The organism is Pseudomonas rustica (assembly GCF_049959085.1).
In the GTDB taxonomy this organism is placed as follows: domain Bacteria; phylum Pseudomonadota; class Gammaproteobacteria; order Pseudomonadales; family Pseudomonadaceae; genus Aquipseudomonas; species Aquipseudomonas rustica.
The window spans coordinates 2810429-2837115 of the sequence record NZ_CP188200.1 but is presented as its reverse complement, the minus strand read 5'-3'; the positions used below and the strand labels follow the sequence as shown (position 1 = coordinate 2837115).

Annotated in this window: 22 protein-coding genes; 8 read left to right on the top strand and 14 right to left on the bottom strand. The window is 59.9% G+C overall.

Going from position 1 to position 26687, the window contains the following annotated elements; translation table 11 throughout:
- Positions 1-67: 67 nt before the first annotated feature.
- Positions 68-1693, bottom strand: a complete 1626-nt coding sequence (locus ACP3TY_RS12835) for an NADP-dependent glyceraldehyde-3-phosphate dehydrogenase (RefSeq protein WP_426620192.1) — start codon at positions 1691-1693, stop codon at positions 68-70.
- A 513-nt stretch (positions 1694-2206) separates the two neighbouring features.
- On the opposite strand from ACP3TY_RS12835, the gene ACP3TY_RS12830 reads away from it, so the two are divergent.
- The 5 genes from ACP3TY_RS12830 (at position 2207) to ACP3TY_RS12810 (ending at position 6592) form a co-directional block, all read left to right on the top strand.
- Positions 2207-2563 carry a c-type cytochrome gene (locus ACP3TY_RS12830; protein WP_426620190.1) on the top strand — a complete coding sequence of 119 codons (357 nt, stop codon included), beginning with the start codon at positions 2207-2209 and terminating at the stop codon, positions 2561-2563.
- A gap of 76 nt (positions 2564-2639) precedes the next feature.
- The gene (locus ACP3TY_RS12825) at positions 2640-3968 is read left to right on the top strand and encodes a D-arabinono-1,4-lactone oxidase (RefSeq protein WP_426620473.1); all 1329 of its coding nucleotides are present in this window, start codon (positions 2640-2642) and stop codon (positions 3966-3968) included.
- A gap of 74 nt (positions 3969-4042) precedes the next feature.
- A complete protein-coding gene (locus tag ACP3TY_RS12820) occupies positions 4043-5251 on the top strand; it encodes a DSD1 family PLP-dependent enzyme (protein ID WP_426620472.1) in 1209 nt (402 codons plus the stop codon).
- 185 nt (positions 5252-5436) lie between these two features.
- Positions 5437-5910: a YbjN domain-containing protein gene (locus tag ACP3TY_RS12815; RefSeq protein WP_212550690.1), complete on the top strand. Its 474-nt coding sequence runs from the start codon at positions 5437-5439 to the stop codon at positions 5908-5910.
- 172 nt (positions 5911-6082) lie between these two features.
- Entirely contained in the window at positions 6083-6592 is a 510-nt protein-coding gene (locus ACP3TY_RS12810) for a GNAT family N-acetyltransferase (RefSeq protein WP_426620189.1), read from the top strand.
- A 1-nt stretch (position 6593) separates the two neighbouring features.
- On the opposite strand, the gene ACP3TY_RS12805 is transcribed toward ACP3TY_RS12810, so the two are convergent.
- Positions 6594-7286: an aspartate/glutamate racemase family protein gene (locus ACP3TY_RS12805; protein WP_426620188.1), complete on the bottom strand. Its 693-nt coding sequence runs from the start codon at positions 7284-7286 to the stop codon at positions 6594-6596.
- Between the two features lie 199 nt (positions 7287-7485).
- Between ACP3TY_RS12805 and ACP3TY_RS12800 the strand changes: the two genes are divergently transcribed.
- Entirely contained in the window at positions 7486-7977 is a 492-nt protein-coding gene (locus ACP3TY_RS12800; protein WP_053120651.1) for a hypothetical protein, read from the top strand.
- A 110-nt stretch (positions 7978-8087) separates the two neighbouring features.
- On the opposite strand, the gene ACP3TY_RS12795 is transcribed toward ACP3TY_RS12800, so the two are convergent.
- Together ACP3TY_RS12795 and ccoN are read right to left on the bottom strand one after the other, a co-directional pair.
- Positions 8088-8309, bottom strand: a complete 222-nt coding sequence (locus tag ACP3TY_RS12795) for a hypothetical protein (RefSeq protein WP_053120649.1) — start codon at positions 8307-8309, stop codon at positions 8088-8090.
- Positions 8310-8324: 15 nt separating this feature from the next.
- Positions 8325-9752: a cytochrome-c oxidase, cbb3-type subunit I gene (ccoN, locus tag ACP3TY_RS12790; protein ID WP_053120937.1), complete on the bottom strand. Its 1428-nt coding sequence runs from the start codon at positions 9750-9752 to the stop codon at positions 8325-8327.
- 454 nt (positions 9753-10206) lie between these two features.
- On the opposite strand from ccoN, the gene ACP3TY_RS12785 reads away from it, so the two are divergent.
- The gene (locus ACP3TY_RS12785) at positions 10207-11181 is read left to right on the top strand and encodes a hypothetical protein (RefSeq protein ID WP_426620186.1); all 975 of its coding nucleotides are present in this window, start codon (positions 10207-10209) and stop codon (positions 11179-11181) included.
- A gap of 118 nt (positions 11182-11299) precedes the next feature.
- On the opposite strand, the gene ACP3TY_RS12780 is transcribed toward ACP3TY_RS12785, so the two are convergent.
- Positions 11300-13669 (bottom strand): tetratricopeptide repeat protein, encoded by a 2370-nt coding sequence (locus ACP3TY_RS12780; protein ID WP_426620185.1) that lies wholly within the window; start codon positions 13667-13669, stop codon positions 11300-11302.
- A 213-nt stretch (positions 13670-13882) separates the two neighbouring features.
- Between ACP3TY_RS12780 and ACP3TY_RS12775 the strand changes: the two genes are divergently transcribed.
- A complete protein-coding gene (locus tag ACP3TY_RS12775; protein WP_053120645.1) occupies positions 13883-14560 on the top strand; it encodes a DUF3313 domain-containing protein in 678 nt (225 codons plus the stop codon).
- Positions 14561-14662: 102 nt separating this feature from the next.
- On the opposite strand, the gene ACP3TY_RS12770 is transcribed toward ACP3TY_RS12775, so the two are convergent.
- The 9 genes from ACP3TY_RS12770 to ACP3TY_RS12730 all read right to left on the bottom strand — a co-directional run bounded on the left by ACP3TY_RS12770 (position 14663) and on the right by ACP3TY_RS12730 (position 26673).
- A complete protein-coding gene (locus ACP3TY_RS12770; protein WP_426620184.1) occupies positions 14663-17167 on the bottom strand; it encodes a fused MFS/spermidine synthase in 2505 nt (834 codons plus the stop codon).
- Positions 17168-17495: 328 nt separating this feature from the next.
- Positions 17496-19076 (bottom strand): arylsulfatase, encoded by a 1581-nt coding sequence (locus tag ACP3TY_RS12765; protein ID WP_053120641.1) that lies wholly within the window; start codon positions 19074-19076, stop codon positions 17496-17498.
- Between the two features lie 72 nt (positions 19077-19148).
- Positions 19149-20171, bottom strand: coding sequence for an HAD family hydrolase (locus ACP3TY_RS12760; protein ID WP_426620183.1), 1023 nt, complete (start codon positions 20169-20171; stop codon positions 19149-19151).
- Positions 20168-21592, bottom strand: a complete 1425-nt coding sequence (locus ACP3TY_RS12755) for a hypothetical protein (protein WP_426620181.1) — start codon at positions 21590-21592, stop codon at positions 20168-20170. The genes ACP3TY_RS12760 and ACP3TY_RS12755 overlap by 4 nt, the downstream gene beginning before the upstream one ends.
- On the bottom strand, positions 21589-23169 hold the full coding sequence (locus ACP3TY_RS12750; RefSeq protein WP_426620179.1) for a VWA domain-containing protein: 1581 nt from the start codon (positions 23167-23169) through the stop codon (positions 21589-21591). The genes ACP3TY_RS12755 and ACP3TY_RS12750 overlap by 4 nt, the downstream gene beginning before the upstream one ends.
- 1 nt (position 23170) lies before the next feature.
- A complete protein-coding gene (locus ACP3TY_RS12745) occupies positions 23171-24163 on the bottom strand; it encodes a vWA domain-containing protein (protein ID WP_426620177.1) in 993 nt (330 codons plus the stop codon).
- Positions 24150-24749, bottom strand: coding sequence for a DUF4381 domain-containing protein (locus ACP3TY_RS12740; RefSeq protein ID WP_426620176.1), 600 nt, complete (start codon positions 24747-24749; stop codon positions 24150-24152). The genes ACP3TY_RS12745 and ACP3TY_RS12740 overlap by 14 nt, the downstream gene beginning before the upstream one ends.
- Positions 24746-25693: a DUF58 domain-containing protein gene (locus ACP3TY_RS12735; protein WP_159812049.1), complete on the bottom strand. Its 948-nt coding sequence runs from the start codon at positions 25691-25693 to the stop codon at positions 24746-24748. The genes ACP3TY_RS12740 and ACP3TY_RS12735 overlap by 4 nt, the downstream gene beginning before the upstream one ends.
- A complete protein-coding gene (locus ACP3TY_RS12730) occupies positions 25693-26673 on the bottom strand; it encodes an AAA family ATPase (protein ID WP_159812048.1) in 981 nt (326 codons plus the stop codon). Before ACP3TY_RS12730 ends, ACP3TY_RS12735 begins: the two co-directional genes overlap by 1 nt.
- Between the last annotated feature and the right edge of the window lie 14 nt (positions 26674-26687).

Below are 26687 nucleotides of genomic sequence, written 5' to 3'. Positions count from 1 at the left end.
AGTGTAGACACTGAAATGCCGGGGGCTTTGTGGATTTAGACGAGAAGCTGATGACTTCCCAATCCGCTTAGAAGATGTAGTCCGTGGTCAGGAAACTCGAATCGCGGCCACGAATGATTTCGCTGATCAGATCCTTGTTGCTGTCCTGGAACTTGGTCGCCACCAGCGTGCGGATCGAAAACACCCGCAAGGCGTCGTGCACCGACAACGTCCCTTCAGCCGAGTTTTTGCGCCCGTTGAACGGATAAGTGTCCGGGCCACGCTGGCATTGCGCGTTGAGGTTGATCCGCCCGACCTGATTGGCAAAGGTGTCGACCAGTCGGCCGACCGCCACCGGGTTGGTGCCGAAGATGCTCAGCTGCTGGCCGAAATCCGACTCCAGCACGTAATCGATCACCGTATCGAGGTGACGGTACGGCACGATCGGCACCACCGGGCCGAACTGCTCTTCCTGATAAACGCGCATCTGCGGGTTCACCGGGTAAAGCACCGCCGGGTAGAAGAACGACTCGCGGGATTCGCCGCCATTGGGGTTGACCACTTGCGCGCCTTTGCTCTGCGCGTCGGCCACCAGACCGTGCAGATAATCGACTTTGCCAGCCTCCGGCAGCGGCGTCAGCGACACACCGCTGTCCCACGGCATGCCCGGTTTCAGCGTGGCCAGTTTGGCGTTGAATTTCTCGATGAAGCTGTCGACCACGTCTTCATGGACGAAGAGGATTTTCAGTGCGGTGCAGCGCTGGCCGTTGAACGACAGCGAACCGGTGACGGCTTCGCTGACGGCATTGTCCAGATCGACTTCCGGCAAGACGATGCCCGGGTTCTTCGCGTCCAGACCCAAGGCGGCGCGCAAGCGGTGTGGTTTTGGGTGCAGTTTTTTCAGGTCGCTGGCGGCTTTGTTGGTGCCGATGAAGGCGAAAATATCGATCTTGCCGCTGGCCATCAGCGCGCTGACCGTTTCGCGGCCGCTGCCGTAGATCACGTTGATCACGCCGGTCGGGAAGCTGTCGCGGAAGGCTTCAAGCAGAGGGCGGATCAGCAGGACGCCGAGCTTGGCCGGTTTGAACACCACGGTGTTGCCCATGATCAGCGCCGGGATCAGCGTGGTGAAGGTCTCGTTCAGCGGATAGTTGTAAGGGCCCATGCACAGCGCGACGCCCAATGGAACGCGGCGGATCTGGCCGAGGGTGTCCTGTTCCAGCTCGAAACGGCTGGAGCGGCGGTCGAGTTCCTTGAGCGCGTTGATGGTGTCGACGATGTAATCGCAAGTACGGTCGAACTCTTTTTCCGAGTCCTTGAGGTTCTTGCCGATCTCCCACATCAGCAGTTTCACCACGGCATCGCGCTGTTGGCGCATGCGGCCGAGGAAGGCTTCGACGTGCTGAATGCGTTCGGCCACGCGCATGGTCGGCCACAGGCCCTGGCCACGGTCGTAGGCACGCACGGCGGCGTCGAGGGCGGTGAGGGCGGTGTCGGCATCAAGCAACGGCGTGCTGCCGAGGATGACTTGTTCGTCGCCATTGTCACCGTGCAGATACACCGGGCTGCGCACCGTGGCGAGCGGGCCGTCCCAACGGCGCAACTGGCCGTCGACCAGATATTCACGTTGCTCGACCTGACCGTCGAGGCGATATTTTTCCGGGATGTCGCTGACAGAAGGGAACAGATTGCCAAGGATGTTTGCTGTGGTCATGTCGCTACCCCGCGTACCAATTTGAAAGTCTGTAACGGTTATACGCCTGAATGCCCTGAATTTTAAACCCGCAAATGTCACCCGAATGTCACCCAAACCCCCAGAACAGAAGGGGTGGCCCCATAGCCCCCCCTGTAGGAGCTGCCGAAGGCTGCGATCTTTTGATCTGATCGTTCCCATGCTCTGCGTGGGAATGCCTCAAGGGAGGCTTTGCGTTCCAATCGGACGCAGAGCGTCCGGGGCTGCATTCCCACGCAGAGCGTGGGAACGATCATCAGACCGCAGAACAGAAGGGGTGGCCACACAGTATCCCTGTAGGAGCTGCCGAAGGCTGCGATCTTTTGATCTGATCGTTCCCACGCTGAGCGTGGGAACGATCATCAACAGGGGGATATGTCGGATTCGGCTGGCCCCGTTTGCCCCCCTCACTGTCCCGCAATGCCCTCAACCCGCTGGCGCGCCTGCCTTAAGGTGTGATCACAACAATAAGCGATGCCACCCTTGAGGATCGTCATGCGGGCAATTCCCATCACATTACTGCTGACTTTATCCGTGGCGCTGTGTGGCTGCGGCGAAGACCCCAAACCTCCGACCACCACCGCCAACAACGCCATGCCCAAAGACCCGGCACTGGCGCAGATCTACGCCAACAGTTGCCAGCTCTGCCACGCCAATCCCGCCGCCAACGCGCCGCTCACGGGTGATCGCAAAGCCTGGGAACCGCGCATCCAGCAAGGCGCCGACACGCTGCTCGACCACGCCATCAACGGCTACAACGGCATGCCGCCGATGGGTCAGTGCGTCGAGTGCAGCGAAGAACAATTTCTGCAATTGATCGGCTTCATGGCCGACCAGCCGCTCCCACAATAAGGTGCCCGGCATGACGATGGATCTGACACGGCGCCAGTTATTGCAACGGGCAAGCATCATCGGCGCGTTCAGCGCGTTGGCGAGCAATCCGGCTCTCGGCCAATTGATGCGCGCGCCACGGCTGATTCCGTGGCGCAACTGGTCGGGCGGGCAGAGTTGCTTGCCGGCGGCGCGCCTTGCGCCGAAGAATCTCGACGAACTGACAAGTGTGATCAAACAGGCCCAAGGCAAGATCCGCCCGGTCGGTTCGGCACATTCCTTCAGCGCTCTGGTGCCCACCGACGGCACGCTGCTGTCGCTGAGCTACTTCAACGGCCTGCTCGATCACGATGCAAAAACCTTACAGGCGGAATTCGCCGCCGGCACACCAATGTCGCGCATGGGCGTACCGTTAAAAGACATCGGCCAGGCCCTGCAAAACATGGCCGACATCGACTACCAGACCCTCGCCGGCGCGATCTCCACCTCGACCCACGGCACCGGCAAAAACTTCCAGTCCTACTCGGCCCACGTCTGCGGCATGCAGTTGGTGACGGCCAGCGGCGAGGTGCTCGATTGCGACAGTCAGCGTCATCCCGAGGTGTTCAACGCGGCGCGGGTCTCCCTCGGCGCCCTCGGCGTGGCGACCAAAATTCGTCTGCAAAACCGTCCGGCTTATCGCCTGCGCGAACGCCAATGGATCGCCAAGACCGAAGAGCTGCTGGAAGACATCGACAAGAACACCAGCGAAAACCAGCACTGGGAAATGCTCGTCGTCACCCACTCCGACTACGCCTTGTCCATCGCCCTCAACGAAACCGACGAGCCGGCCACGCCGCCCATCCCGCCGGAAGAAGAGGGCGGCAACGAGTTCGTCACCCTGATCGAGAAGATCGACAAATACGCCAGCGACTTCCCCGACCTGCGCCGCACCATGCTCAACAGCCTGCGCCATTTGGCGAGTTTCGATGATCGCATCGGCGACTCGTTCGACATCTACGCCAACGTGCGCACCGTGCGCTTCAACGAGATGGAATATTCGGTGCCCGCCGAACACGGCCCGGCCTGCCTGCGCGAGATTCTCAAGCTGATTCAGGACAAGGATCTGCGCACTTGGTTTCCCATCGAGTACCGCTACGTCAAAGCCGACGACATTCCGCTGAGCATGTTCGAGGGCCGCGACAGCTGTTCGATCTCGGTGCACCAGCATTACCAGATGGATCATCACAACTTTTTTGCGGCGGTCGAGCCGATTTTCTGGAAGTACAACGGCCGCCCGCACTGGGGCAAATTGCACACGCTCAACGCGAAAAACCTGCAACCGCTGTACCCGCGCTGGCGCGAATTTGTCGATGTGCGCCAGGCGCTGGATCCGAGCGGGCGGTTCTTGAACGCGCATCTGTCATCTATTTTGGGGGTGAGCTGATGGCGGTTAATCGACGTAACTTCCTGCTCGGTACATTGGGCGTCGGCGCCTTGCTGCTCGGGGTTGGCGCGTGGTTGCGGCCGGGCGATCGCGGCGGGCCGTACACCGATTATTTTCGTGCGCTCAATCGCGAGTTGAAAGATAAAGGCCCGATGCGGCCGGTGCTTCTGATCGATCTGGATCGACTCGATCACAACATCGACGTGGTCATGCAGTCGGTGAAGCGCGGCGGCAAACAGTTGCGCCTGGTCGAGAAATCACTGCCGTCGCCGGGGCTGCTGAGTTACATCGCGCAACGCGCGGGGACACAGCGTTTGATGTCGTTTCATCAGCCGTTTCTAAATCACGATGCGGTGACGTTTCCGCAGTCGGATATTTTGCTCGGCAAGCCGTTGCCGGTACGTTCAGCCGAGTTGTTTTACCAAACCCACAAAGGCCCGTTTGATCCGTCGAAGCAGTTGCAATGGCTGCTCGACGGCCCTGAACGATTGCAGCAATACCTGCAACTCGCGCAGGGATTGGGCACGCGGATGCGCATCAACATCGAGCTGGATGTTGGCCTGCATCGTGGCGGGGTCAGCGATGTGAATGTGCTGGGGCAAATGCTCACCCTGATCAGCGCCAACCCGCAGCATCTGCAGTTTGCCGGGTTTATGGGCTACGACCCGTTCGTGGGCATGGGCGTGCCGGGGATACTCGGTTCGCCCGAGGAATTGTTCGCCAAGGTCATGGTGATTTATCAGCGCTGCGTTGATTTCACTCGACAGCAGTTTCCCGGTTTGTGGCACGAAGGTTTGTGCCTGAACACTGCCGGTAGCCCGAGTTATCGCATGCATGAAAACGAGCAACTCAGCACGGAAGTGTCGGTGGGCACGGCGATGCTCAAGCCGACGCACTACGATTTGCCGTCGCTGACCGAGCATGTACCTGCGACCTATATCGCCACGCCGGTGTTGAAAAGCACCGGCGCGGTGAACATCCCGGCGCTGGACGACAAGTCGCGGCTGTTTTCTTGGTGGGACGCGAATCAGCGCGAGACCTTTTTCATCTACGGCGGCAACTGGATGGCCGAATTCGAATCGCCGCAGGGTTTGCAGAGCAACACGGTATACGGGCGCAGCTCGAATCAGGAAATGGTCAACGGCTCCAGCGCTGTCGGCCTGAACGTGGAGGATCAAGTGTTCCTGCGCCCGACCCAGACTGAAGCCGTGCTGCTGCAATTTGGCGACCTGCTGGCGGTGCGCGGCAGCAAAATCGTCGACACCTGGCCGGTCTATTCCTGAAGCAAAAGATCGCAGCCTTCGGCAGCTCCTACATTGGGCGGTATTCCCCTGTAGGAGCTGCCGAAGGCTGCGATCTTTTGATTTTGATTCTCCATGCCAACCCGGCAGAACGGTCTACGCTTGAAAACGCCATGACCAAATCAGCACAAGCATGGCGTCTCAATCTGAAGAACAAGGAAGATCCAATGACTCAATTGATCACCCAGGTGTCCCCGCAATCCTTGACCGACGTGCTGCAAGCGGCCGGTTATCGCGTCAACCAGACCGAACAGAACGGCATCGTCCAGCTACTCAGCGCCAGCCAGGGCATTGGCTACGCCGTGCGTTTCGGCAATCCGGCGGCGGAGCAGGGCAGCTACGTCGACTTCACCTTCAGTTGCGCATTGCGCGTGCAAGGTGAGCTGCCGGCCGGCGTCGCGGAACGCTGGAACGCCACTCGGCGTTTTGCGCGGTTGTCGTTGCAGGGCGAATTTCTGGTGATGGAAATGGACGTGGTGGTCGGCGCCGGGGTCAGCAACGATCACCTGCGCGGCAACCTCGAATTGTGGGATCGCCTGTTGCAGGAATTCATCGTCTATCTGCGCGATTTCAGCCAGACCGCGCAAGCCACCCCGGCAACCGTCGCCGTCGCCGAGCAAGAAGAAGTCGCCCTGACCTAACACAATCCCCCTGTAGGAGCTGCCGAAGGCTGCGATCTTTTGATCCTGGTTTTTAAGATCAAGATCAAGAGATCGCAGCCTTCGGCAGCTCCTACACGGGTTTGTCTGTGGCGGATGAGGGCGTTGTCGGTTTAGAGTGGACGGCCACATAGAGATCACGGACGGATCTGCCATGCCTGACGACATCCATATCGAACGCTCCAGCGAAGCCCACATTGAGGGCATCACTGCGCTCTACAACGACCCGGCCGTCGCGCGGCAGGTGTTGCAGATGCCGTTTCAATCCACCGAAGTCTGGCGTCAGCGGTTGCAGGCGGAAAACGATCGGGCGGTGAAGCTGGTGGCGCTGCATGAAGGTGTGGTGATCGGCAATCTCGGGCTGGAAGCGTTTTCACGGATTCGCCGGGCGCATGCCGGCAGTTTCGGCATGGCCGTTGCGGTGGCGTGGCAGGGCAAGGGTGTTGGGTCGAAATTGTTGACGGCGGCACTGGACGTCGCCGACAACTGGATGAACCTGCACCGCGTCGAGCTTTCGGTGTATGCCGACAACGAAGCGGCGATCAGCCTCTACCGCAAGTTCGGGTTCGAGGATGAAGGGCTGTTCCGCGATTACGCGGTGCGTGACGGGCAATGGGTCGACACCCTGAGCATGGCCCGTCTGCGACGCAGCACTAAAATCTGACTCAGTCGCCCAGTGCGAACGCCACAGCCGACTGCGCATGCAGTTCGGTGGTGTCGAGCAGGGGCAGGGCGCTGTGTTCGGGTTTGACCAACATACCGATTTCGGTGCAGCCGAGGATGATCGCCTGCGCGCCGCGTGCGGTCAGGGATTCAATAACTTTTTGGTAGGTCTGCCGCGAGGCTTCGCTGATCACGCCGACACACAGTTCGTCGTAGATGATCCGGTGCACGTCCTTGCGCTCGGCTTCGTCCGGCACCAGAACCTTCAAACCCTGAGCGATCAGGCGCTGCTTGAGGAAATCCTGTTCCATGGTGAACGCCGTGCCGAGCAGGCCAACGGTGTGCGCATCAATTGCCAGCGCCGCCTGGGCTGCCGGTTCGGCGATGTGCAAAAACGGAATGTTGATCGCTGCCTGAATCTGCTCGGCGACCTTGTGCATGGTGTTGGTACACAGCACCACGCAATCAGCGCCGCCGGCTTCGAGCCTGCGTGCGGCGTCCACCAGAATCGCCGCCGCATCGTCCCAGCGCCCGGCGTGCTGGGCTTGTTCGACCGGGCCAAAGTCGACGCTGTACATCAATATTTGCGCCGAACGCAGTGGCCCGAGCCGGTCGCGAACCTGTTGGTTGATGAGTCGATAATATTCGGCGCTGGACTCCCAGCTCATACCGCCGATCAGGCCGATGGTGCGCATTGAAATTCCTCGATCAATGATCTGTGTTTTCCCCGAGTGTCCTTTTCTTCAAGGCCTGATGCCAGCAGCAATTGACTGTACTGCTGATCTTTCACGCAAGTGTCACGGTGTGTTGCAAAACCGCAGGCGATTTACCGTACACCGGGGCTTCGATCTGCCACTATCGAACATCGCAGGATCCTTTCCGAGGCACACAGCAATGAGCGACGTACAGCAACTGGGCGAGATGCTTCGTCATTACGCCGAAAGCGAAGCGCATAAAAAGCAACTGTTCGAAACGCAGTCGCAGGTCTGGGCGAGCCGGATCGAAGGGCTGTTCGGCGATATTCAGCGATGGCTGGAGCCGGTGCAGGCGCCGAATCTGCTGGAAGTCAGCCGTGAGGCGTACGTTGCGTTCGGCCCGAGTACGCCGGTCGAGACCTCGACGTTCAAGACCGAGAAACTGAGCATCGTGATTGCCGGCAAACCGGTGGAGTTTGTGCCCGATGTGATGGGCAGCGCCGGGCAGATTTCGCTGGCGGTGATGGGGCTGACGGCGGCGCGTTACGGCAGTATTTCGTTGGTGGGGCTGCCGGGCGGCGAGTGGCAGTGGCGCAAGACCAATGGTTTGAAGGATCCGGACACGTTTGTGTTTGATGCGAATTTTTTGGCGTTGCAATTGCAGAGCCTTATCCCCCGCGAACGCGGCTGATCGCACGCGCCTTTGTAGGAGCTGCCGAAGGCTGCGATCTGTTGATCTTGCTTCTAAAAATCCAAAGTCAAAAGATCGCAGCCTTCGGCAGCTCCTACAGGGGCCGGGATTTACATATCGAGGTTGATCCAACCCGGTTTTAGCGCTTCCGGCGCCACCGCTTTCACGCTTTTCCCGGTAGCCAACTCAACCCGCCGCGCCACCTCCGGATCATCAGCAAACGGCACCATACTCGCCTCATCCAGACTCTCCGCCGTCTCCCGTCGCAAGCAGTACTCCACCGCCAGCCACAAAAACACCACGCCCAGCCCATCAAAAAACACCTCGATCATGACAGCCTCCCAGGCTCATGCAATCTGCGCTTCACGCTGAGCCAGTGCCACATCAGCCACGCGCACCGTACGCCAGACGTTGTAAGCCATCAGCAACATCCCGCTAAGAAAAAACACCCCGCCGGCAAAACGCACGATGAACCCAGGGTGACTGGCCTGCAGCGCTTCGACAAACGAGTACGTCAGCGTGCCGTCCTCGTTGATCGCCCGCCACATCAGGCCCTGAGTGATGCCGTTGACCCACATCGAGGCGATGTACAGCACCGTGCCAATCGTCGCCAGCCAGAAGTGCAGGTTGATCAGCGGCGTGCTGTACATCTGCTCGCGGCCGAAGACTTTCGGCACCATGTGGTAGGTCGCGCCGAAGGTGATCATCGCCACCCAGCCCAACGCCCCGGCGTGAACGTGGCCGATGGTCCAGTCGGTGTAGTGGGAGAGGGCGTTGACGGTTTTGATCGCCATCATCGGCCCTTCGAACGTCGACATGCCGTAGAACGCCAGCGACAGCACGAGAAAGCGCAGAATCGGGTCGGTGCGCAATTTATGCCAGGCGCCGGAGAGCGTCATCATGCCGTTGATCATCCCGCCCCAGCTCGGCGCGAGCAGGATCAGCGACATGGCCATGCCGAGTGACTGCGCCCAGTCCGGCAGCGCGGTGTAGTGCAAGTGGTGCGGGCCGGCCCAGATGTACAGGGTGATCAATGCCCAGAAGTGCACGATCGACAACCGATACGAATACACCGGCCGATTGACCTGTTTCGGCACGAAGTAATACATCATCCCGAGGAAACCGGTGGTGAGGAAAAAACCCACCGCGTTGTGCCCGTACCACCACTGCACCATCGCGTCGGTGGCCCCGGAATACACCGGATACGACTTGAACCAGTCGACCGGAATCGACAGGTGATTGACCACGTGCAGCATCGCAATCACCAGAATGAACGCGCCGAAAAACCAGTTGCCGACGTAAATGTGTTTGGTTTTGCGCTGCACCACGGTGGTGAAGAACACCACGGCGTAGGCGACCCAGACCACGGCCATCCACACCGCGCCGGAAAATTCTATTTCGGCGTATTCCTTGGTGGTGGTGTAGCCCAGCGGCAGGGTGATCAGCATGATCACGATCACCGATTGCCAGCCCCAGAAAGTGAACGCTGCGAGGGTGTCCGAGTACAGCCTCACCTGGCAGGTGCGCTGTACTGCGTAGTAACTGGCGGCGAATTGCGCGCTGCCGGCGAAGCCGAAAATCACCAGGCTGGTGTGCAACGGTCGCAAGCGGCCGAAGGTGGTCCACGGCAAGTCCAGATTCATGTCCGGCCATACCAATTGAGAGGCGATCCATACCCCCATCGCCATCCCTACGACACCCCAGAAAATGGTCGCAATGACGAATTGGCGGACGACCTTGTAGTTATAAGCCTGTCCGATTATTGCTGTGCTCATGGTCAGTTCATCCACGGTTGCAAAGTCTTGCCAGGCCACCCGGTCTGGCATGGGCTGCACTGTAGGAACACCGTGGAAAACAAAACAGGCTCAGGAATTGTTGATTTGTGCGGATCAGATTTTGGCTTTGCCTGCGGCTATCTGACGCGGTCTGATATGGTTTTTTTGGTTTTTTCCGAATCTGTAACGTGTAGATGTTCTGTAGGAGCCGAGCTTGCTCGCGAAAGCGGTATACCAGTCAAACTGTTAGTGCCTGACACGCCGCCTTCGCGAGCAAGCTCAGCTCCTACAAGGGATCTCCGGCGCCCATTCCAATATTTTTGGATGTGGGGGAAACCCTTACGGGCCTCTGCCATCGGGGATATTTCCTTGGGTCGATGATGGCATTTTGTTAAAGTCCCGCCCGCCAGCGGGATTCGGCTGGACGATGGAATCGATGAAGGGAGTCGGGTTTGTGAGTGTGGGCAAAAAGATTTTGGGTCTCACAGCGGTGCTGTTGATGCTGACGCTGTGGGCCAGTTACTTCTATGTGTTCAAGGAAAACCGCAACGGCCAGCTCGGCGGTGTCGGCGAAAGCACCGCGTGGTGCGGCACGCCACCGTCCACGCAAGCGGCGTTGCTGGGCAAGGATCAACTGACCTTGCGCGTCACCAATAACCTGCGCGGCGAGTTCATGGTCGGCGGCTCATTGGTGGTTTCCGAGCGCACGTTCAATCGCTACGACCTCGGTCGCAATGAGCTGCGCCTGAGAATGGAACCGTTACAGTGGACCTTCGGCGCGACACCGATTTTCCTTGAGCAAGTCAAGGTTCAGCCGCTCAGTCGCAACCTCGCCTCCTCCAACAAAAGCGCTTACGCCGAACTGGAACCTCGTCCGATCGGCGTTCAGGGCCAGGTCGCCGCGTTCCCGTTTGACACCTATCGCTATGGCTACAAACCGGTGCTCTATTACCTCAAGGGCAGCGAGCGCATCGACCTGCGTTTCAGGAACATCACCACGCTGATGGAAATGTCCAACACCTTCACGCCAATCCAGAAGTACAACCGCGTCGACTACATCAACGAGAAAAACTCGCTGATCCGCGACGAGGATTACAAGGCTTACGGGGCGCACGAATGTGCCTTTAGCGTTGAGCGTAAGGACTCGTTCAAAGTCGTGGTGTTGTTGATGTTGCTGGTGTTATGCCTGCCGCTGATGCTGGTGTTTTATCGCGACGAACCGGGTATCGATTTTCTGGCCACGCTGGTGGGGATTGCCGTGGTGCGGGTGGTGCTGGTCGGGCCGGTGCAGGACTTTCAGTTGTACAACATCGACTTTGTGTTTGGTGCGGCGATATTGCTGGTGGGCACGGTGTCGCTGATCAAGGCGATGCGGGCGAGTAGTCGGCGGGAGATGGCGTTGAGGAGTGGTGAGAGCTCATCCTGGTAACCCCCTTTTTTTGATGCCCCCCTGTCGGAGCTGCCGAAGGCTGCGATCTTTTGATCTTAAAAACCAAGATCAAAGATCGCAGCCTTCGGCAGCTCCTACAAGGAGAATCACAAGCCAGTTATTTCAACGCCGGATCCCCCATATTCATCTTCTTCCACCCCTGCAACAACACCTGCGCCTTGGGCTCCTGGCCGCTGTCGAGGTAGTACTGGATCAACGACAGCCGCGCATTACGATTCGCTGGTTGTACCTTCAGCAAACCTTCGAGAATCGCGCAAGCCTCATCAACCTTGCCGCCCTCGTGCAACGCCACCGCCAGTACATAACCGTACTGGGCGTTCTGCGGCTCCAGTTGCGCAGCTTTGTGCAGCGCAACCATCGCTTCAGTCGTCTTGCCGGCGCGGATCAATGACAAGCCCCGAGTGTGCTGCAACAGCGCCGCGTCCGGGTGTTCCTTGATGCTGTCGTCGAGCAGCGTCTGCGCTTCCTGACTGCGGCCGCTGGCCTCCAGCCATTGCACCAGAGTTACCAGCGCCGGGTAGAAGTCCGGATCACGCTTGAGCGCATCTCGCAGCAACGCTTCAACTTCCGAACTGCGCCCACTGGCCTGATAGAGCATGGCCAGATTGAGGTTCGCTTCGGCGCGTTCCAGCAGACTCTTCTGCACCGTCTCGTACTCGCCAATCGCGGCTTCCCAGTTGGCTTGCGCCGCACCGAGACCGCTGCTGCGAGCGACGCTGAGCAAATCCCGCGCGACCACAATGCGTACCGCTTTCACCGGATCGCCCAACAGTGGCGACAACAATGGCGCACGTTCAGGCGGAGGCAGAAACGCACTGATTGCCCGCGCTGCGCTTTCACGCACTTGCGGCTCAGGATTTTTCAGATCCTGCGTGGCCAGTTTCAACGCCTGTTCGCTTGGATACAGCGGCAGTTCCGCCAGCAGGGTGGCGCGCTGGATTGCCGGCAGATTGCTGCGTTGCAGTTGCGTAAACAGCGCGTCGGCGGCGCCCGGTTGGCCATTGCGGATCAGCCACAGGCTTTCGTCATAACGCGGTGCTTGCGGCGCGGTGGAAGCGCTCCACAGCTTGAACTGCGCGGTGACCTTATCGCCAGCCTTGCCTTGATGGCAGGTCAGACACGCGTCCGGCGTGCCGAGCTTCTGCGCGCGTTCCGGGTTGGGAATGCTGAAGCTGTGGTCATGACGGAAGTCGTTGCCCATGTAGAACTTGCCGGGCATGTGGCAATCCACGCACTGCGAACCCGGCTGACCCATGGTGTGGCGCGTGTGTTCGATGGAGTCGTAATTCTTCGCTTGCAGGCCTTTGCCGTCGACCCCTTCAATCGAGGTTTTGCCGGCGGTGTTGTGGCATTGCAGGCACACCGCGTTGCCTGGTGCTTTCAGTTCGTTGCTGTGCGGGTTGTGGCAATTGCTGCAACGCACACCTTTGTCGAACATTTTGCTTTGCAGGAACGAGCCGTGTTCGAACACCTCGTCCTTGATCTTGCCGTCCAGCGCATACAGCTCGCGGGTGAGGGTGCTCGGCAGGTAATCGTCCATCAGGCGTTTGCCGACGGTGTAGCCATCGCCCAGCGGCGCACGACGCGCATGGCAACGGGCGCAGGTTTCGATCTCGACCGTGGCATTCTTGTCCTTGAGGTCGACGTCGAAACCTTGATGGATCAGGTCGCCCTTTTTCTGCGTCCATTCCAGGTGATTGGAGGCCGGGCCATGGCAGGCCTGACAACCGACGCCGAGGCTGTTCCACTGACTGTTAAAGGTATTGCTGGCGGCATCGAAGTTGCGCTTGAAACCGGTGGTGTGGCACTCGACGCACATGAAGTTGGCGTTCTGGCTCGGCTTGCTCCAATGCAGCGGATTCTTGAAGTTCACGCCTTGGCCGGGATAGAGATGAAACCAGCGGTTTTTCTGGGTATCCCAGGCCACGCCAAGCGCCTGCAAACGGCCTTCGCCAACCTCGATCAGGTACTGCTGCAGCGGCGCGATGCCGAAGGTGTAGGCCACTTTGAAATCGGCGTTCTTGCCGTCGATGCCGGGCGTATTGACCCAGAACTCGTCGCCCTTGCGGGTGAACTTCGTGGTCTCTTTTTCAGCCTTGAACGTGACGTTATTGAAGTCACCGAGCATGGTCTCGGCGTTCGCCGGTTGCATCGCCAATTGGTGGTGCGAGCCTTGCCAGTCTTTGACTTGCTCGGTGTGGCAGCCTTGGCATTGTTGCTCGTCGACCATGCTCGCCGGTTTCAGTGCGACCACTTGCGGCTTGGGCGCGGCAGGCACGGGCGTCGGCGCACTGATCGGGGGCACCGTGAGCGGTGCGGTAACGGGCGCAGGGCTGAACAGAAACCAGCCGATCCCCGCCACGGCCGTCAGCAGCACGCCGATGGAGACAGGGAACAGGTAACGAGAAAGTGAAGATTGAGACGAATCAGGGTCAGGTTGTACCGCTTTATTTTTATGCTTGGGCATTACGACTTCCGTGGTCCAGGTGCATTTACCGTCTGGTGTGCATTCAAGCTCGGTGCAGCTTTGCCGGATGGCCGGCGTCTGTCAAATGACCATTGTGATCGGGCGCGCAGCCTTGTGTGAATTTTCTGCTTTTACATCGCAAAAGTTGAGGTTTTAGCTATACCTGTAACTCCCCTTATGCAAATCTTTCGGCTTTCTGACAGGAGTTACAGCATGAAGCTAGCAGTAATGATGGGCACGCTGTGCATCGCCACCCTTGGCGTGGTGGGTTGCTCGAGCAAAACCGTCGCTCCAGATGAGTACTCCGGGTTTCTCAAGGATTACAGTCAGCTCAAGGAAGCCAAGTCACCGTCGGGTGCCGAGGTGATGCGCTGGATGGATCCGAAACTCGACATCAATAAATTCACCAGCGTTTATGTCGAACCAAGCCAGCTCTATCCGAAGCCGCAACCGACCGCAAAAATCTCTCAGCAAACCCTCAATGGCATCACCAGCTATTACGATCAGGCGCTCAAGCGTGAGCTGGGCAAATCGCTGCCACTGGCCACCGGGCCTGGGCCGGGTGTGATCGTACTGCGTCCGGCCATCACCGCCGTCAGCAGCAAAACCGAAGGGCTGCACGCGTATGAAGTGATCCCGATTGCTTTGGTAGCCGCGGCGGTCAGCACGGCCACCGGCATCCGTGATCAGGAAACCACCCTGGCCACTGAAGCGGTGTTCATGGACGGCGCCAGCAATAAGGTCGTGGCGCAAGTTGTGCGCAAAGGCACTGGCAAACCGCTGGAGAATGATTCCCAGGCGCTGAAGGCCGAAGACGTTAAAGCCGTGATCGATGGCTGGGCGTCTGATATGCACCAGACCTATCTGAAACTGAAATCCGAATCCAAGTAACCGCAAAACCTTGTAGGAGCTGCCGAAGGCTGCGATCTTTTGATCTTATAAACAGCAAGATCAAAAGATCGCAGCCTTCAGCAGCTCCTACATTCGGCAGCATTACTGCCCGGTAAACCAGCGGTAATACGGATTCGCGCCATCCCACTGCATCACCTCGCGCATGTCCCGCCCCCACGCATCCCGATCGCCGTCATACGCATGCAGGCTCGCACGGTAGAACTGCATCAGCCGTTGACGATGGGTTTCCATGCGCTCAGTGAAAGCGGCATCAGCATTCATCAGTGGCGGTGGCTGATACAGATCCAGCAGCGCCGGCAACACGCGAGTGATTTCCTTGCTGCGCACCCATGGCGCGTATTCAATGCGCGGCTGATCATCGGTCACCGCCGGTGCATCGGCGGCAAAGCGCTCAAGGCCGGCGCGATCGGTCACCCACGTCGCAAGCAACGCCGCCGCTGAACCAATGCCGACATCCTGCAAGGTGCTGCGCACACTGTCCTGCTGGAAACGTTCGGTGATTTTCGCGGCGTCCAGCTCCATCGGCTCCATCGAACCCACCAATAACATCTCGTGGAATTCGCTGGTCCACAACGAGGCATACGGGAACACATCAAGGAAGCTGCGCACCAGCGAGCGCGAGTCATCGATGTTTTGCGTCGGCAGCGGCAGCCATTGCGCGACGATGCCGTTTTTCTGCAGACGACTCGCGGCCAATTGGTAGAAGTCGCGCGAGTACAGATTGACCACGCCGGCCGCGGAGGGCGGTGGCGGCTCCAGTGTGACCAGGTCGTAGGTCTGCGCACTGCGCAGCAATTCCTGACGACCATCACGCAGACGCACTTCCACACCCGGATCACTGGCAGCATTGAAGTTGCCCTTGAACAACGGCGCCGCTTTCACCACCGACGGCAGCAACTCGGCGACCACGCGATGCTCCAGCCCCGGATAGCGCAGCATGGCGCCCGCAGTGATGCCGGTGCCGAAACCGATCACCAGGGTCGAGCGCGGTTCGCCGTTGTGGATCAATAGCGGTAGCAGCGCCTGAATGCGCATGTAACGCAGCGACGGCATGGCATCGCCAGTGTTAGAGACGCCCTGAATGTACAGACGATGGAAATTGTTCTCGCCCCGTCCTTGAGCGACCACCGCGACCGTGCCGCCACGACCTTCTTCGTAAAACGCCAACGTACCGTTGCGTGCGCCGGGCAGCAGGCCGGCGATTTTGTCGACGGGCGTAAGCACCGCCAATGCGACCGAGACCAGGCTCAGTGCGACCACTGCCTGACGCCGGCCTTTCTTCACACCATGGCCCTTGCGCACGGCGAAGTAGCCGATGCCCGCCGCGATGATCGCCAGCAGGCCCAGCGTGCGCACCAGCCCCAGCAGCGGAATGAGCAGGAAGCCGCAGAGCATCACCCCGACAATCCCGCCCAAGGTATTGAACGCCACCACTGCTCCGACATCGCGACCGACGCGCTCATGGCCGACACTCAAACGCAGCGCCAAGGGAAACGCCGCCCCCAGCAGCAATGTCGGCACAAACACAATGCTCAACGCCGCGACGGCAAAGCGAGCACTCATGCCGACCAGCTCACTGGCGCCCAGACTCAGCAACCACATCTCGGTCTGGGTCTGGGCGTAAATCAGCCAACGACCGAGCAGGGCGATTTCCAGCAGCGCGATCAGGCCGGCGCCGGCGATCAGTAAGCCGAACACGCCCCACGGATCGCGAATGCGATCAACGCGACGGGCGAGCAGGGCGCTGCCGATAAACAGGCCGGTCAGGTACGTCGCCAACACCACGGCAAACGCATAGGTGCGGGTGCTCATGAATTGCACGATCGATTGCGACCAGACCACTTCATAACCCAGCGCCACACCGCCGGCGATGGAATACAGCCACAGCGCCGTGCGATCCGCCGCTTTCTCCGGATGGTGATGGATCGGCGTGACAATCGGTGCCGGATGCTGACGGGCGAACCACAAGGCGCCAGCCGCCGCCAACAGATTGAGCATCGCTGCGGCCAGCGAGCTGCCCCGTACACCGAGGGTGGCGATCAAAAAGAACGCGGCGAGCAACGTGCCGACAATCGCGCCCAAGGTGTTCGCTGCGTACAACTGACCGCCAGCCTTGCCCGGATCAGCCGCGAGCGAACGCACCAGCACCGGCAGCGTGCCGCCCATCAACACCGCCGGAATGCCCACGAGGGCGAACGGCAGCAACCACGCGAACACACCGACGTGATCCTGCAGCCAGGCGAACGGACTGGCCGCCATGCTCATGGCCACGGTCGCGCCAACGCCCAATATCGCCACCAGTACTTCCAGCCCGGCATACAGCAGCACCGGTTGCTGCAAGCGATCCGCCCAGCGTCCGAACAGCCAGCCACCGATGGCCAGACCGGCGAAGAATGCGCTGATGCCCGTGGTGATCGCATACACCTCGACGCCGACCACCAGCGACAGTTGCTTGATCCACAGCACCTGATAGACCAGTGCTGCGGCGCCGGAGATGCACAGCAGCAGGGCGGGGATCAGCAGTGAAGGGGAGGCGGTGTGCGAGGCGGGTATGGCCGACGGCTTGCTGGCGATACGTGAGGACATGCGGATTGCCTTATTTCAATTCGATAAAAACGGCGACTGTGCTGATCGTTCCCACGCTCTGCGTGGGAATGCCTCACTGGACGCTCCGCGTCCGCTTTGGCATGGGACGCAGAGCATCCCGGGATGCGCTACCACGCAGAGCGTGGGAACGATCAATACAAATGATCGGGCCTGCTCCCTGTAGGAGCTGCCGAAGGCTGCGATCTTTTGATCTGTATGTTTATCAATTGAGATCAAAAGATCGCAGCCTTCGGCAGCTCCTACAAGGGGTATATCCGACTAAAAATAAGTCCGCCCGCCGGTAAGGGCGGGCGCCAGTCTTGCGGTCTTACTGTGCAGCTTTCATTTTTTCAGCGATTTTCGCATCTACCGCAGCACGGATCTGGTCAACACTGAAGCTGGCCGGTTTCTGGCTTGGTGGATACTCGATGAAGGTCTGCAGGAATGCAGCGGATTTCATCACCGCCATTTCGGTCAGATAAACGTTTTTGGTCGTCCAGTCGTAGTACTGGTCGGAAACGATATCGGCACGTTCATACGGGTCCATGCGCAGGTTGAAGATTTTCGGTACGCGCAGGCACACGAACGGTTCGCTCCAGACTTTGAAACCACCCGGTGCACGCTGTTCGCAGAACACGGCTTTCCAGTTGCCGAAACGCATCGACACCAGCACGCCGTCGTCGTTGAAGTAGTAGAACTCCTTACGCTCGCTCTTCGGGGTCTGGCCGGTCAGGTACGGCAGTTGGTTGAAACCGTCCAGGTGCACTTTGAAGCTGGTGCCGCCGGAAGTCGGCGCCCAGCCTTTGAGCAGCTTGTTGGCGACATCGGTATCACCTGCGGCGGCGAGCAGTGTCGGAAACCAGTCAAGACCCGAGAACAGCTCGTTGGAAACTTCACCCGGTTTGATCTTGCCCGGCCAGCGGATCATCGCAGGCACGCGGTACGCGCCTTCCCAGTTGGAGTTCTTCTCGTTGCGGAACGGCGTGGTCGCCGCGTCCGGCCAGGAGAACTGGTTAGGGCCGTTGTCGGTAGTGTAGACGACGATGGTGTTGTCGGTGATTTTCAGGTCATCGAGGGTTTTCAGCAGTTTGCCGACATCGCCGTCGTGCTCGATCATGCCGTCCGCATATTCGTTGCCGGGCATGCCGCTCTGGCCCTTCATCGAATCACGCACGTGGGTGAACAAGTGCATGCGCGTAGTGTTCATCCAGACGAAGAACGGTTTGTCCGCTTTGGCCTGCTTCTCGATGAACGCTTGCGCCGCCGCGGTGGTTTCGTCGTCGATGGTTTCCATGCGCTTGGTGGTCAGCGCGCCGGTGTCTTCGATCTTGCCGTCGGCGAAGCTGTGGATCACACCACGAGGGGAAACAGCCTTGACGAAATCGGCATCTTCTTTTGGCCAGTACGGACGTTCGGGTTCTTCTTCAGCGTTGAGGTGATACAGGTTGCCGAAGAACTCGTCGAAACCGTGGTTGGTCGGCAGGTATTCATCCTTGTCGCCCAAGTGGTTCTTGCCGAATTGACCGGTCGCATAACCCTGAGACTTGAGTGCCTGAGCAATGGTGATATCACGCTTTTGCAGGCCTACCGGAGCGCCGGGGATGCCGACTTTCGACAGACCGGTACGCAGTGGCGTCTGACCGGTGATGAACGAGGATCGACCCGCGGTGCAACTGTTCTCCGCGTAGTAGTCGGTGAACATCATGCCTTCTTTGGCAATCCGGTCGATGTTCGGGGTTTTGTAACCGACAACACCCATCGAATAGGCACTGATGTTGGTCTGGCCGATGTCGTCGCCGAAGATCACCAGGATGTTGGGTTTTTCAGCCGCTGTGGCGGTTGCCGACAGCGCCATCACCGAGGTCGCAACCAAGGCGAATTTCGGTAGCCACTTGCGTATGCGAGTCATCTGACTTGCTCCTTTTCGCGGGGGGTCATTTATTGCTGATAACGTTTATTGCAGTCCTGCAGCACGCTTTTTTTATTGCACCTGCTCGTTTACCGGCGGATCGAACGGGTAGATCCGGCGCCATTCGGTCGCCATGTCCACCACGGTCCAGCCGCGGGAATTTGCTTCATCGAGAGCTTTGTCGAGCTTGCCGATGTCTGATTTGCGGTCGTAGGCCCACTCGCGCTTGGCGTCGGTGTGGTGCACCAAACCCATGAAACGTTTGCCGGTACCCGCGGCCGTCCACTGCAGCATTTGCAGGTCGCCGTCGGAGTTGCCGAAGGCGAGAATCGGCCGCTTGCCGATCACCGCATCAATGCTTTCCGGTTTGCCCGGGCCGTCGTCGTTGTGCGCCAGTTTTGGCGTGCGCACGATCGAGGCCTTGCCATCCTTGTATTCGAAAGAAGTGACAAATGTGGTGCCGATCACCTGTTCCGGCGGAATGCCGTAAACCTTCTCGGCGAAGGCGCGCATGAAACCGGTGTCGCCGCCGGAGACGATGTAGGTCTTGAAGTCCTGGCTGCGCAGGTAGTCGAGCATTTCCAGCATCGGCTGGAAGATCATCTCGGTGTACGGCTTGCCGGTTTTCGGATGGCGGGCCTGGCTCAGCCAGGTTTTCGCGTAATCATCAAACGCTTCGGTGGTCATGCCGCTGTGGGTGGCGCCGACGATTTTCAGCAGGCCTTCCATGCCTGACGCCGCGAGGGCCTTGTGGTCGTTTTCGATCACCGCTTTGAATGGCTGCGTGGTTTTCCATTCCGGGTGCTGATCGGCGGTGCGCTTGACCTCGTCGAAAGCGAACAGCAATTCGAAGTACGCCGGTTGCTCGCTCCACAGCGTGCCGTCGTTATCGAACACGGCGATGCGGTCGGCGGGTTTGACGAAGTCCTTGCTCGTCTGATCGGTCACGGTCTGCACGAATTCGATGATGCTTTTCTTCGCCGGGCCGTCGTTCCACGAAGGCAGCGGCTCATGGGCCTGGGCCAGCAGCGGCAGGGCCAGACCGAACAGCAGAGCCAGGCCAAAACGTTGGCGGTGCAGCAACGGGTGCGTCATGGGAAATCCTTCTCGTGTACAGGGTTGAGCGGGCGCAGCGCCGAGGCCGGTTTCGCCTGCTGCTGTTCGGCCTGACTGTGAAGCGTAGTCAACGATTGGCGCAGTTGGACAAGTGTCTGCTCGGTGGCCGGTTCGCGACCGTAAAGCCCGCGCAACAGGCCTTGCAGGCGCGGGCCGGCATCGACGAGCTTCAGACCCATTCGACTGCGGCGCAGCCACAGATACAGCGCACTGAGTTGCGCTGGTTTGGCTTCAAGTTGCGGATTGATTTGTTGCCAGGCGTAATCGGCTGACTGCAACCACGCTGCGTGCCGCGCTTGTTTGCGCGCTTGCAGGGTGCGGTAGCCGCGAGTCATGGCCGGGCGGCTCAGGTAGCCGAGGCCGATAATCGCGATGAGCGCCACGAGCCAGATCAGCCATTGTGTGGAGAACCGCAGGCGATTCTGGCCGAGTTGCTTGAGGTCTTCGGCGATGGAGAACACAGGTTTGTAGGCGCTGTTGGCGGCGGCAGCGAACGTCACTGCCGGCACTTGCGCGGTGCGCGTTTGATTGCTGCTCGCGTCCCACCATTTCACTTCGATGGCCGGCAGTGTGTGCGAACCGGCGCGGTCGATGCGATAGGTGACGCTGTCGATGCGCTGGCCGCCGAGAATGTCGCCACGGCCGTCATCGAGGCTGGTGACTTGCGGGGTTTTCGCATAGCGGCTGAGGCCGTCGATATCGCCCAGTGCCGGGATCGGCAAGGACATGGCCAGTGCGCCATCGGCCTTCAAGGTGAGTTGCCGGGTAATGCTGTCGCCGACTTTCAGTGGTGTGGCCGAGTTGATCACGTTCTGGCTGAAGGTCAGTCCGGTGGCAACCAGTGGCGTTTCCCCGGGGTTGAAACCGGGCGGCCGGGCGGCGCTGAATTGCAGCGGTTCGCTGTGTGCGCTGATTTCGCTTTCAGCCTGGCCGGGAGTGGCGCTGACGGTGAGGGCCGGGATATCGAACGATCGCGCGACGTTGGGTGTGATCAGGTAGGTGTAGCGCAAACCGTTGAAGGATTGGCCGTCGATGGTCTGGTTCAGGTGCTGTGCCTGACCGTCCGGGGGCATGACCAGAGCGCCGTCGAGTTTGAGATCGGGCAGGGTGGCGGCGCTGGTGAACCAGGTGTCGGTGAGGACGTCGACTTGCAGCTCGATCAGGCCACCGACCATGGCGCCTTCGGCGGGTTGCAGATGGGCCTGGACTTTGAGTTGTGGGGCAGCGGCGAGGGCATTGAGGCTCAGCAGGCCTGTCAGGAACAAAATGCTGAGTTTTGAAGTGATTGCTCTGGCCCCATCGCGAGCAGGCTCACTCCTACAGGGGATCTTTGCCGTACACAAAATCAATGTAGGAGTGAGCCTGCTCGCGATGGCCGCAACTCGGTTCCGGAGATTCATGGCTTAACCCCCGCCTGATCCTGCAAGCTGAATTTCTGCTTGAGAAACTTCGCCGGCGATGTCGTCAGGTTCTGCAACCACAGCGCATCCGACGCAGCTTGCTCCGATTCGACCTTCTTGCTCTGCCCCTTGCCCTTCGCCTTGTCGAATTTCACTTCATCCGGTTTGGTCTCAGGGGCGTTTTTCTCGGCACTTTCGGTGTCTTTGAGCAACGCCTGCGCCAACGCCAGATTGGCCGTGGCCTCCGGGAATTGCGGCTGCAGTTTCAAGGCTTGGGTATACGCGGCGATCGCCTCATCAAACTTGAAACGGCGCACGTAAATATTGCCCAGATAGAAGTACGCCTGTGGCGTGTCCAGCCGCGCGAAAGTCGCCAGCGCCAAGTCATAGTCAGACGCGTGATACGCCGCGACGCCTTTCCAGTACGGATCGACAAACAGCGCCGCTGCCTGAGGCAGGTGCCCGTGCTCAAAGGCCCAGCGACCTTGCTGATCGCGAGTGAAGAAGGCGTCGGTCAGTGCATTCGCTTGCGCCGGAGCCGGTATCCCACCCAGCCCCACGGCCAGCAGCAACGCCGCCATCCAATTCACGCTCCAGCCTTTGCGCACGCCGAAAAATGCCAGCAACAGCAACGGCCAGCACAGCCAATAACCGGCGTCTTTCCAGTGCAATTCACGCTGTTCGGCGCTGGCGCTTTGGAAGTGCTGTTGCGCGTGCAGTTCGATCCAGTCCAGATCATCGTCATTCAGGGTCAGGCTGCCGAGGGGCGCGTCGACAGCAGAAGCCAATTGTTTGATTGCCGCTTGATCAAAGCTGCCCAGTTCCGGGCGCCCGTTGGCATCGGTGCGCGGCTGCCCGCTGGCGTCGTGGATCATGCCGCCGTCCTCGCTGCCCACCGCCAGCACTAACACTTGCAACTGACTGCCGCTCAGCTGCTTGTCGAGGCCATCAAGTTGCGCGGTATCGGCGCCATCGGTGATCAGCAGCAGGCTGCCCGGCGTCTTTTCTGCGCTGAGCAAGCGTTTCGCCTGCTCAATCACCGCGGCGACGTTTTTCCCCGGTTTGTCGATCAACCCGGTGCCCAACGCCTGAATAAATGAGTCGAGCAGGGCGGGGTCGTCGGTCGGCGGCAACACCAGGTGCGCGCTGCCGGCGTAGGCGATCAGTGCCGTACGGGCACCGGCGCGACGCTGAATCAGGTCATGCAGTTTGTGCTTGGCCGCTTCCAGTCGCGTCGGTTGCACATCGCTGGCGTCCATCGACGGTGACAGATCGACAGCGACGATCAGCGGCGCACGGTTTTCGAGAAAGTCCGGGCGATCCTGCTCCCAGGTCGGCCCGGCCGCCGCGATGGCGCCGAGAATCAACAGCGCACAGAGCAGATGCACCGGGCGCAGGCGTTGGTTGTCTTGTGGCGTGATCAACAGGTGCGGCAGCAAATGCTCGGCGATGTTGCCGCGCAGTCGTCGCTGCAGATCACGGCTGCGGCGCCAGATCAACGGCAACAACGCACCGAACAGCGCGAGCAGGAGCCAGAACGGGCGCAGGAAATGGAAGTCGCTGAGGTTGATGTCCATCTCAGACCTCCTGCCGCTGACGGGCGAATGACAGCCGAGGCCACAGCAGCGCGCCGAGGTGATACAGGCCCAGCAACAACATCGCCGCCCCCAGCGGCCAATAGAACAACTCGCGTTGCGGCTGATGACTGAGGGTTTTCACCTGATGCGGCGTGAGGCGGTCGAGGGTGCTGTAAACCTGATCCAGCGCGGAGCGGTCTTCAGCGCGGAAGAACTGGCCGCCGGTGGTTTTCGCGATCTGCTCCAGACCCGGCAGATTGACCTTGGCCTCGCCCGAAGCACTCGGGTCGCCGATGCCGATGGTGTGGATGATCACGCCTTTGTTGGCGGCCATTTCGGCGGCGTGATCGGGAGTGATCGCGCTGCTGGTGTCGTTGCCATCGGTGAGCAGAATCAGCACTTTTTCCTGCTCATGGGCTTTATCCAACAGCTTCAGGCTGAGGCCGATGGCATCGCCGATCGCGGTGTTCGGCCCGGCCATGCCGATGCCGGTGTCGGCCAGTAACAGCGACAGACTCGCATGATCGAGGGTCAGCGGTGCCTGCGGATAAGCGCCGCTGCCGAAGACGATCAGGCCGAGGCGGTCGTCTTTGCGCTTGTCGATAAAGCCTTGCACCACTTCTTTGACGGCGGCGAGGCGATTGATTTTTTCGCCGTTGGCGTTGGTGAAGTCTTCGGTTTCCATCGACTGCGAGATGTCGATGGCGAGCATCAGGTCGCGCACCGGTTGCTGGCGTTCGATGGGTTTTTCAACGAACACCGGACGTGCCACGGCGAGCAAAATCAGCGCCCAGACCAACAGGTTCAAGAGTAATTGCCAGACGTTGCGCCGAGTGCCGGCATGGGTGGGCGCTTCGCCGACAGCGCGGCTCATCGCCGCAAAAAACGGTACGCGCACGGCGCTGCGCGCTTCGTTGTAAGCGGGCAGGTAGCGGTAAGCCAGCCACGGTAGCGGCAGCAGAAGCAACAACCATGGGTAATCAAGCTGCCACATGATGATGCTCCACCCAGTCCTGACACGTGTCGAACAACGCCTGACGCTGCGGCGTGGGGAGGGCGCGCAGGGTGTCGTCGGGGGCGTAGGCGAGTTGCGCGAGTTGTGCGCTGAAATCGGCCGGGAGCGGCTTCTTGCTGTGCGCTTGCAAGAAGCGCTGCCAATCCTCTTTACCAAGCGCCGCAACCTTCTGTGGGAGCGAGCCTGCTCGCGAAGAGGCCCTCTCATGCACCTTAGATGTCGACTGAACGGACGCCTTCGCGAGCAGGCTCGCTCCCACAGGGGTTGTATTCCAATGTCGCGATTGAGTGGGCATCGAGAGCGCCACTCGCTTGAGCAGCTCGGGCAGTTCGCGCAACGCATTGAGGTCGTCACTGCGGCTACGCAGTTGTGCCAGTCGCGCCAACCCTTCACGACGGTATTCATCGCGGCGCCATTGCAGGTAACAGCGCACGCCAATCACGATTGCCAATACGATCAGCAGCCCAAGCAACACCCACCAGCCCCACGTTTGCGGCGCATAACTGACCGGCGCGGGCGGGGCCAACTCTTTGAGTTGATCGATGCTCGGGATATTCGGATTCATCGCCGTGCCCCGGCGCTTTTGCCCAGTTCGGCACGCAGTTGCGCGTGGGCTTCTTCGGCGGTGCTGAACATCATCAGCGGCACCTGACTGCGGCGTAGCAGGGTGGCGACGTCCTTCAAGCGACCACCGAGAAAATCCCCCAGCGGTTGATGCACATTGCGTTTTTCGATGGCCAGTTCGACCTGCAACTGGCCTTGGGTAATCAGCAGGCGGCCATTGTTCGGCAGCTTCAATGCCAGCGGATCGTAGACTTGTAGGGCGATCACGTCGTTGTGTGCCGACAGTTGACGCATCAGTTGCAACGTACGTTCGCCGGCCCCGGCGAAGTCGCTGACGATACAGATCAAATGGTCGTGACCGGCCAGCGCCAGGCAACGCTGCAAGACTTTGTCGAGCTGGTCTTCACCTTCGGCATCCGGGTTAGCCGCGTCAAGCGCCTGATTCTGTTCGGCGATGCGGCTGAGCAGCGCTTCAACGCGTTTACGGCTGCGCAACGGCGCGATGCTGTCGATACGTTGATCGTTGAACACCAGCCCACCAACCCGGTCGCCGGCGTTGAACACCATCCACGCGGCCAATGCGCCGAGTTCGGCGGCGAGAGCGGATTTGAAGCTGCGTTGCGAACCGAAAAACATCGACATGCGCTGATCAACCACGATCAACGCCGGACGATCACGCTCTTCAGTAAAAGTGCGCACCACCGGTTTGCCGGTGCGCAGCGAAGCACGCCAGTCGAGGTGACGCAGGTCGTCGCCCGGCTGGTAGCGGCGCAGTTCATCGAAATTCAAGCCACGGCCACGCAGGCGCGAGGCATGGTTGCCGGCAAGGATGCTGCCTTGCGGCTGACGCGCGAGAAAACTCAGGTCACGGGCCTTGAACTCCAGCGCCATCAATTGCGCGAGAGAAACATAGACCAGGCCGTCGCTGCTCTTCGTATTTGACATCAGGCCGGAATCGCTACTTTATCGAGAATCCGATCGAGCACTTGATCGGCATTGACGCCGTCAGCCACCGCGTCATAGCTCAATTGCAAACGATGACGCAGCACCGGGTGCACCACCGCGCGCACATTGTCCGGCGAAACAAAATCCTGCCCCTGCAGCCATGCATCGGCGCGGGCGCAACGATCCAGACCAATGCCGCCACGCGGGCTGGCACCAATCGAAATCCAGCGCGCGAGGTCTTCGTCGTAGTCGGCGGGATGGCGCGTGGCGTTGATGATGTCGATCAGATAACTGTCGATGGCCGGTGACACATGCACCGCGCTGACTTCCTTGCGTGCCGCGAAAATCACCTCCTGCGACAGGCTGAAACCCTTGCTCGGCGCGGTGTTGGCGCCTTGTGCGAATTCTTCGGCGCGCAGCAGGCGCAGCACCTGGCTTTCGTTGTCGGCGCTCGGATAATCGAGCAGCACTTTCATCAGGAAACGATCCATCTGTGCTTCCGGCAGCGGATACGTGCCTTCCTGTTCGATCGGGTTTTGCGTGGCGACCACGATGAACAAATCCGGCAACGGATGGCTGGTGCCGGCCACGGTGATCTGGCGTTCTTCCATCGCTTCCAGCAGCGCCGCCTGAACCTTGGCCGGGGCACGGTTGATTTCGTCAGCAAGAATCAGGTTGCCGAACAGCGGGCCGGGTTGGAAACGGATCTCGTTTTTGCCTTCAACCTGATGCAGCACTTCGGCACCGGTGATGTCCGACGGCAGCAAATCCGGGGTGAACTGGATACGGCTCATCTTCGCGTCGAGGTGTTTGGCCAGCGCCTTGACCGTACGCGTCTTGGCCAGCCCCGGCAGACTTTCCAACAGTAAATGGCCGTTGGCCAACAGGCCCAGCAGGATCTGCCGAATCACTTGATCCTGACCGAGCACCGATTCGGCGATGCTGGCTTGCAGGGCATTGAGGTCGGTAAGTGCAGTCATGGGGCAGTCCTTTG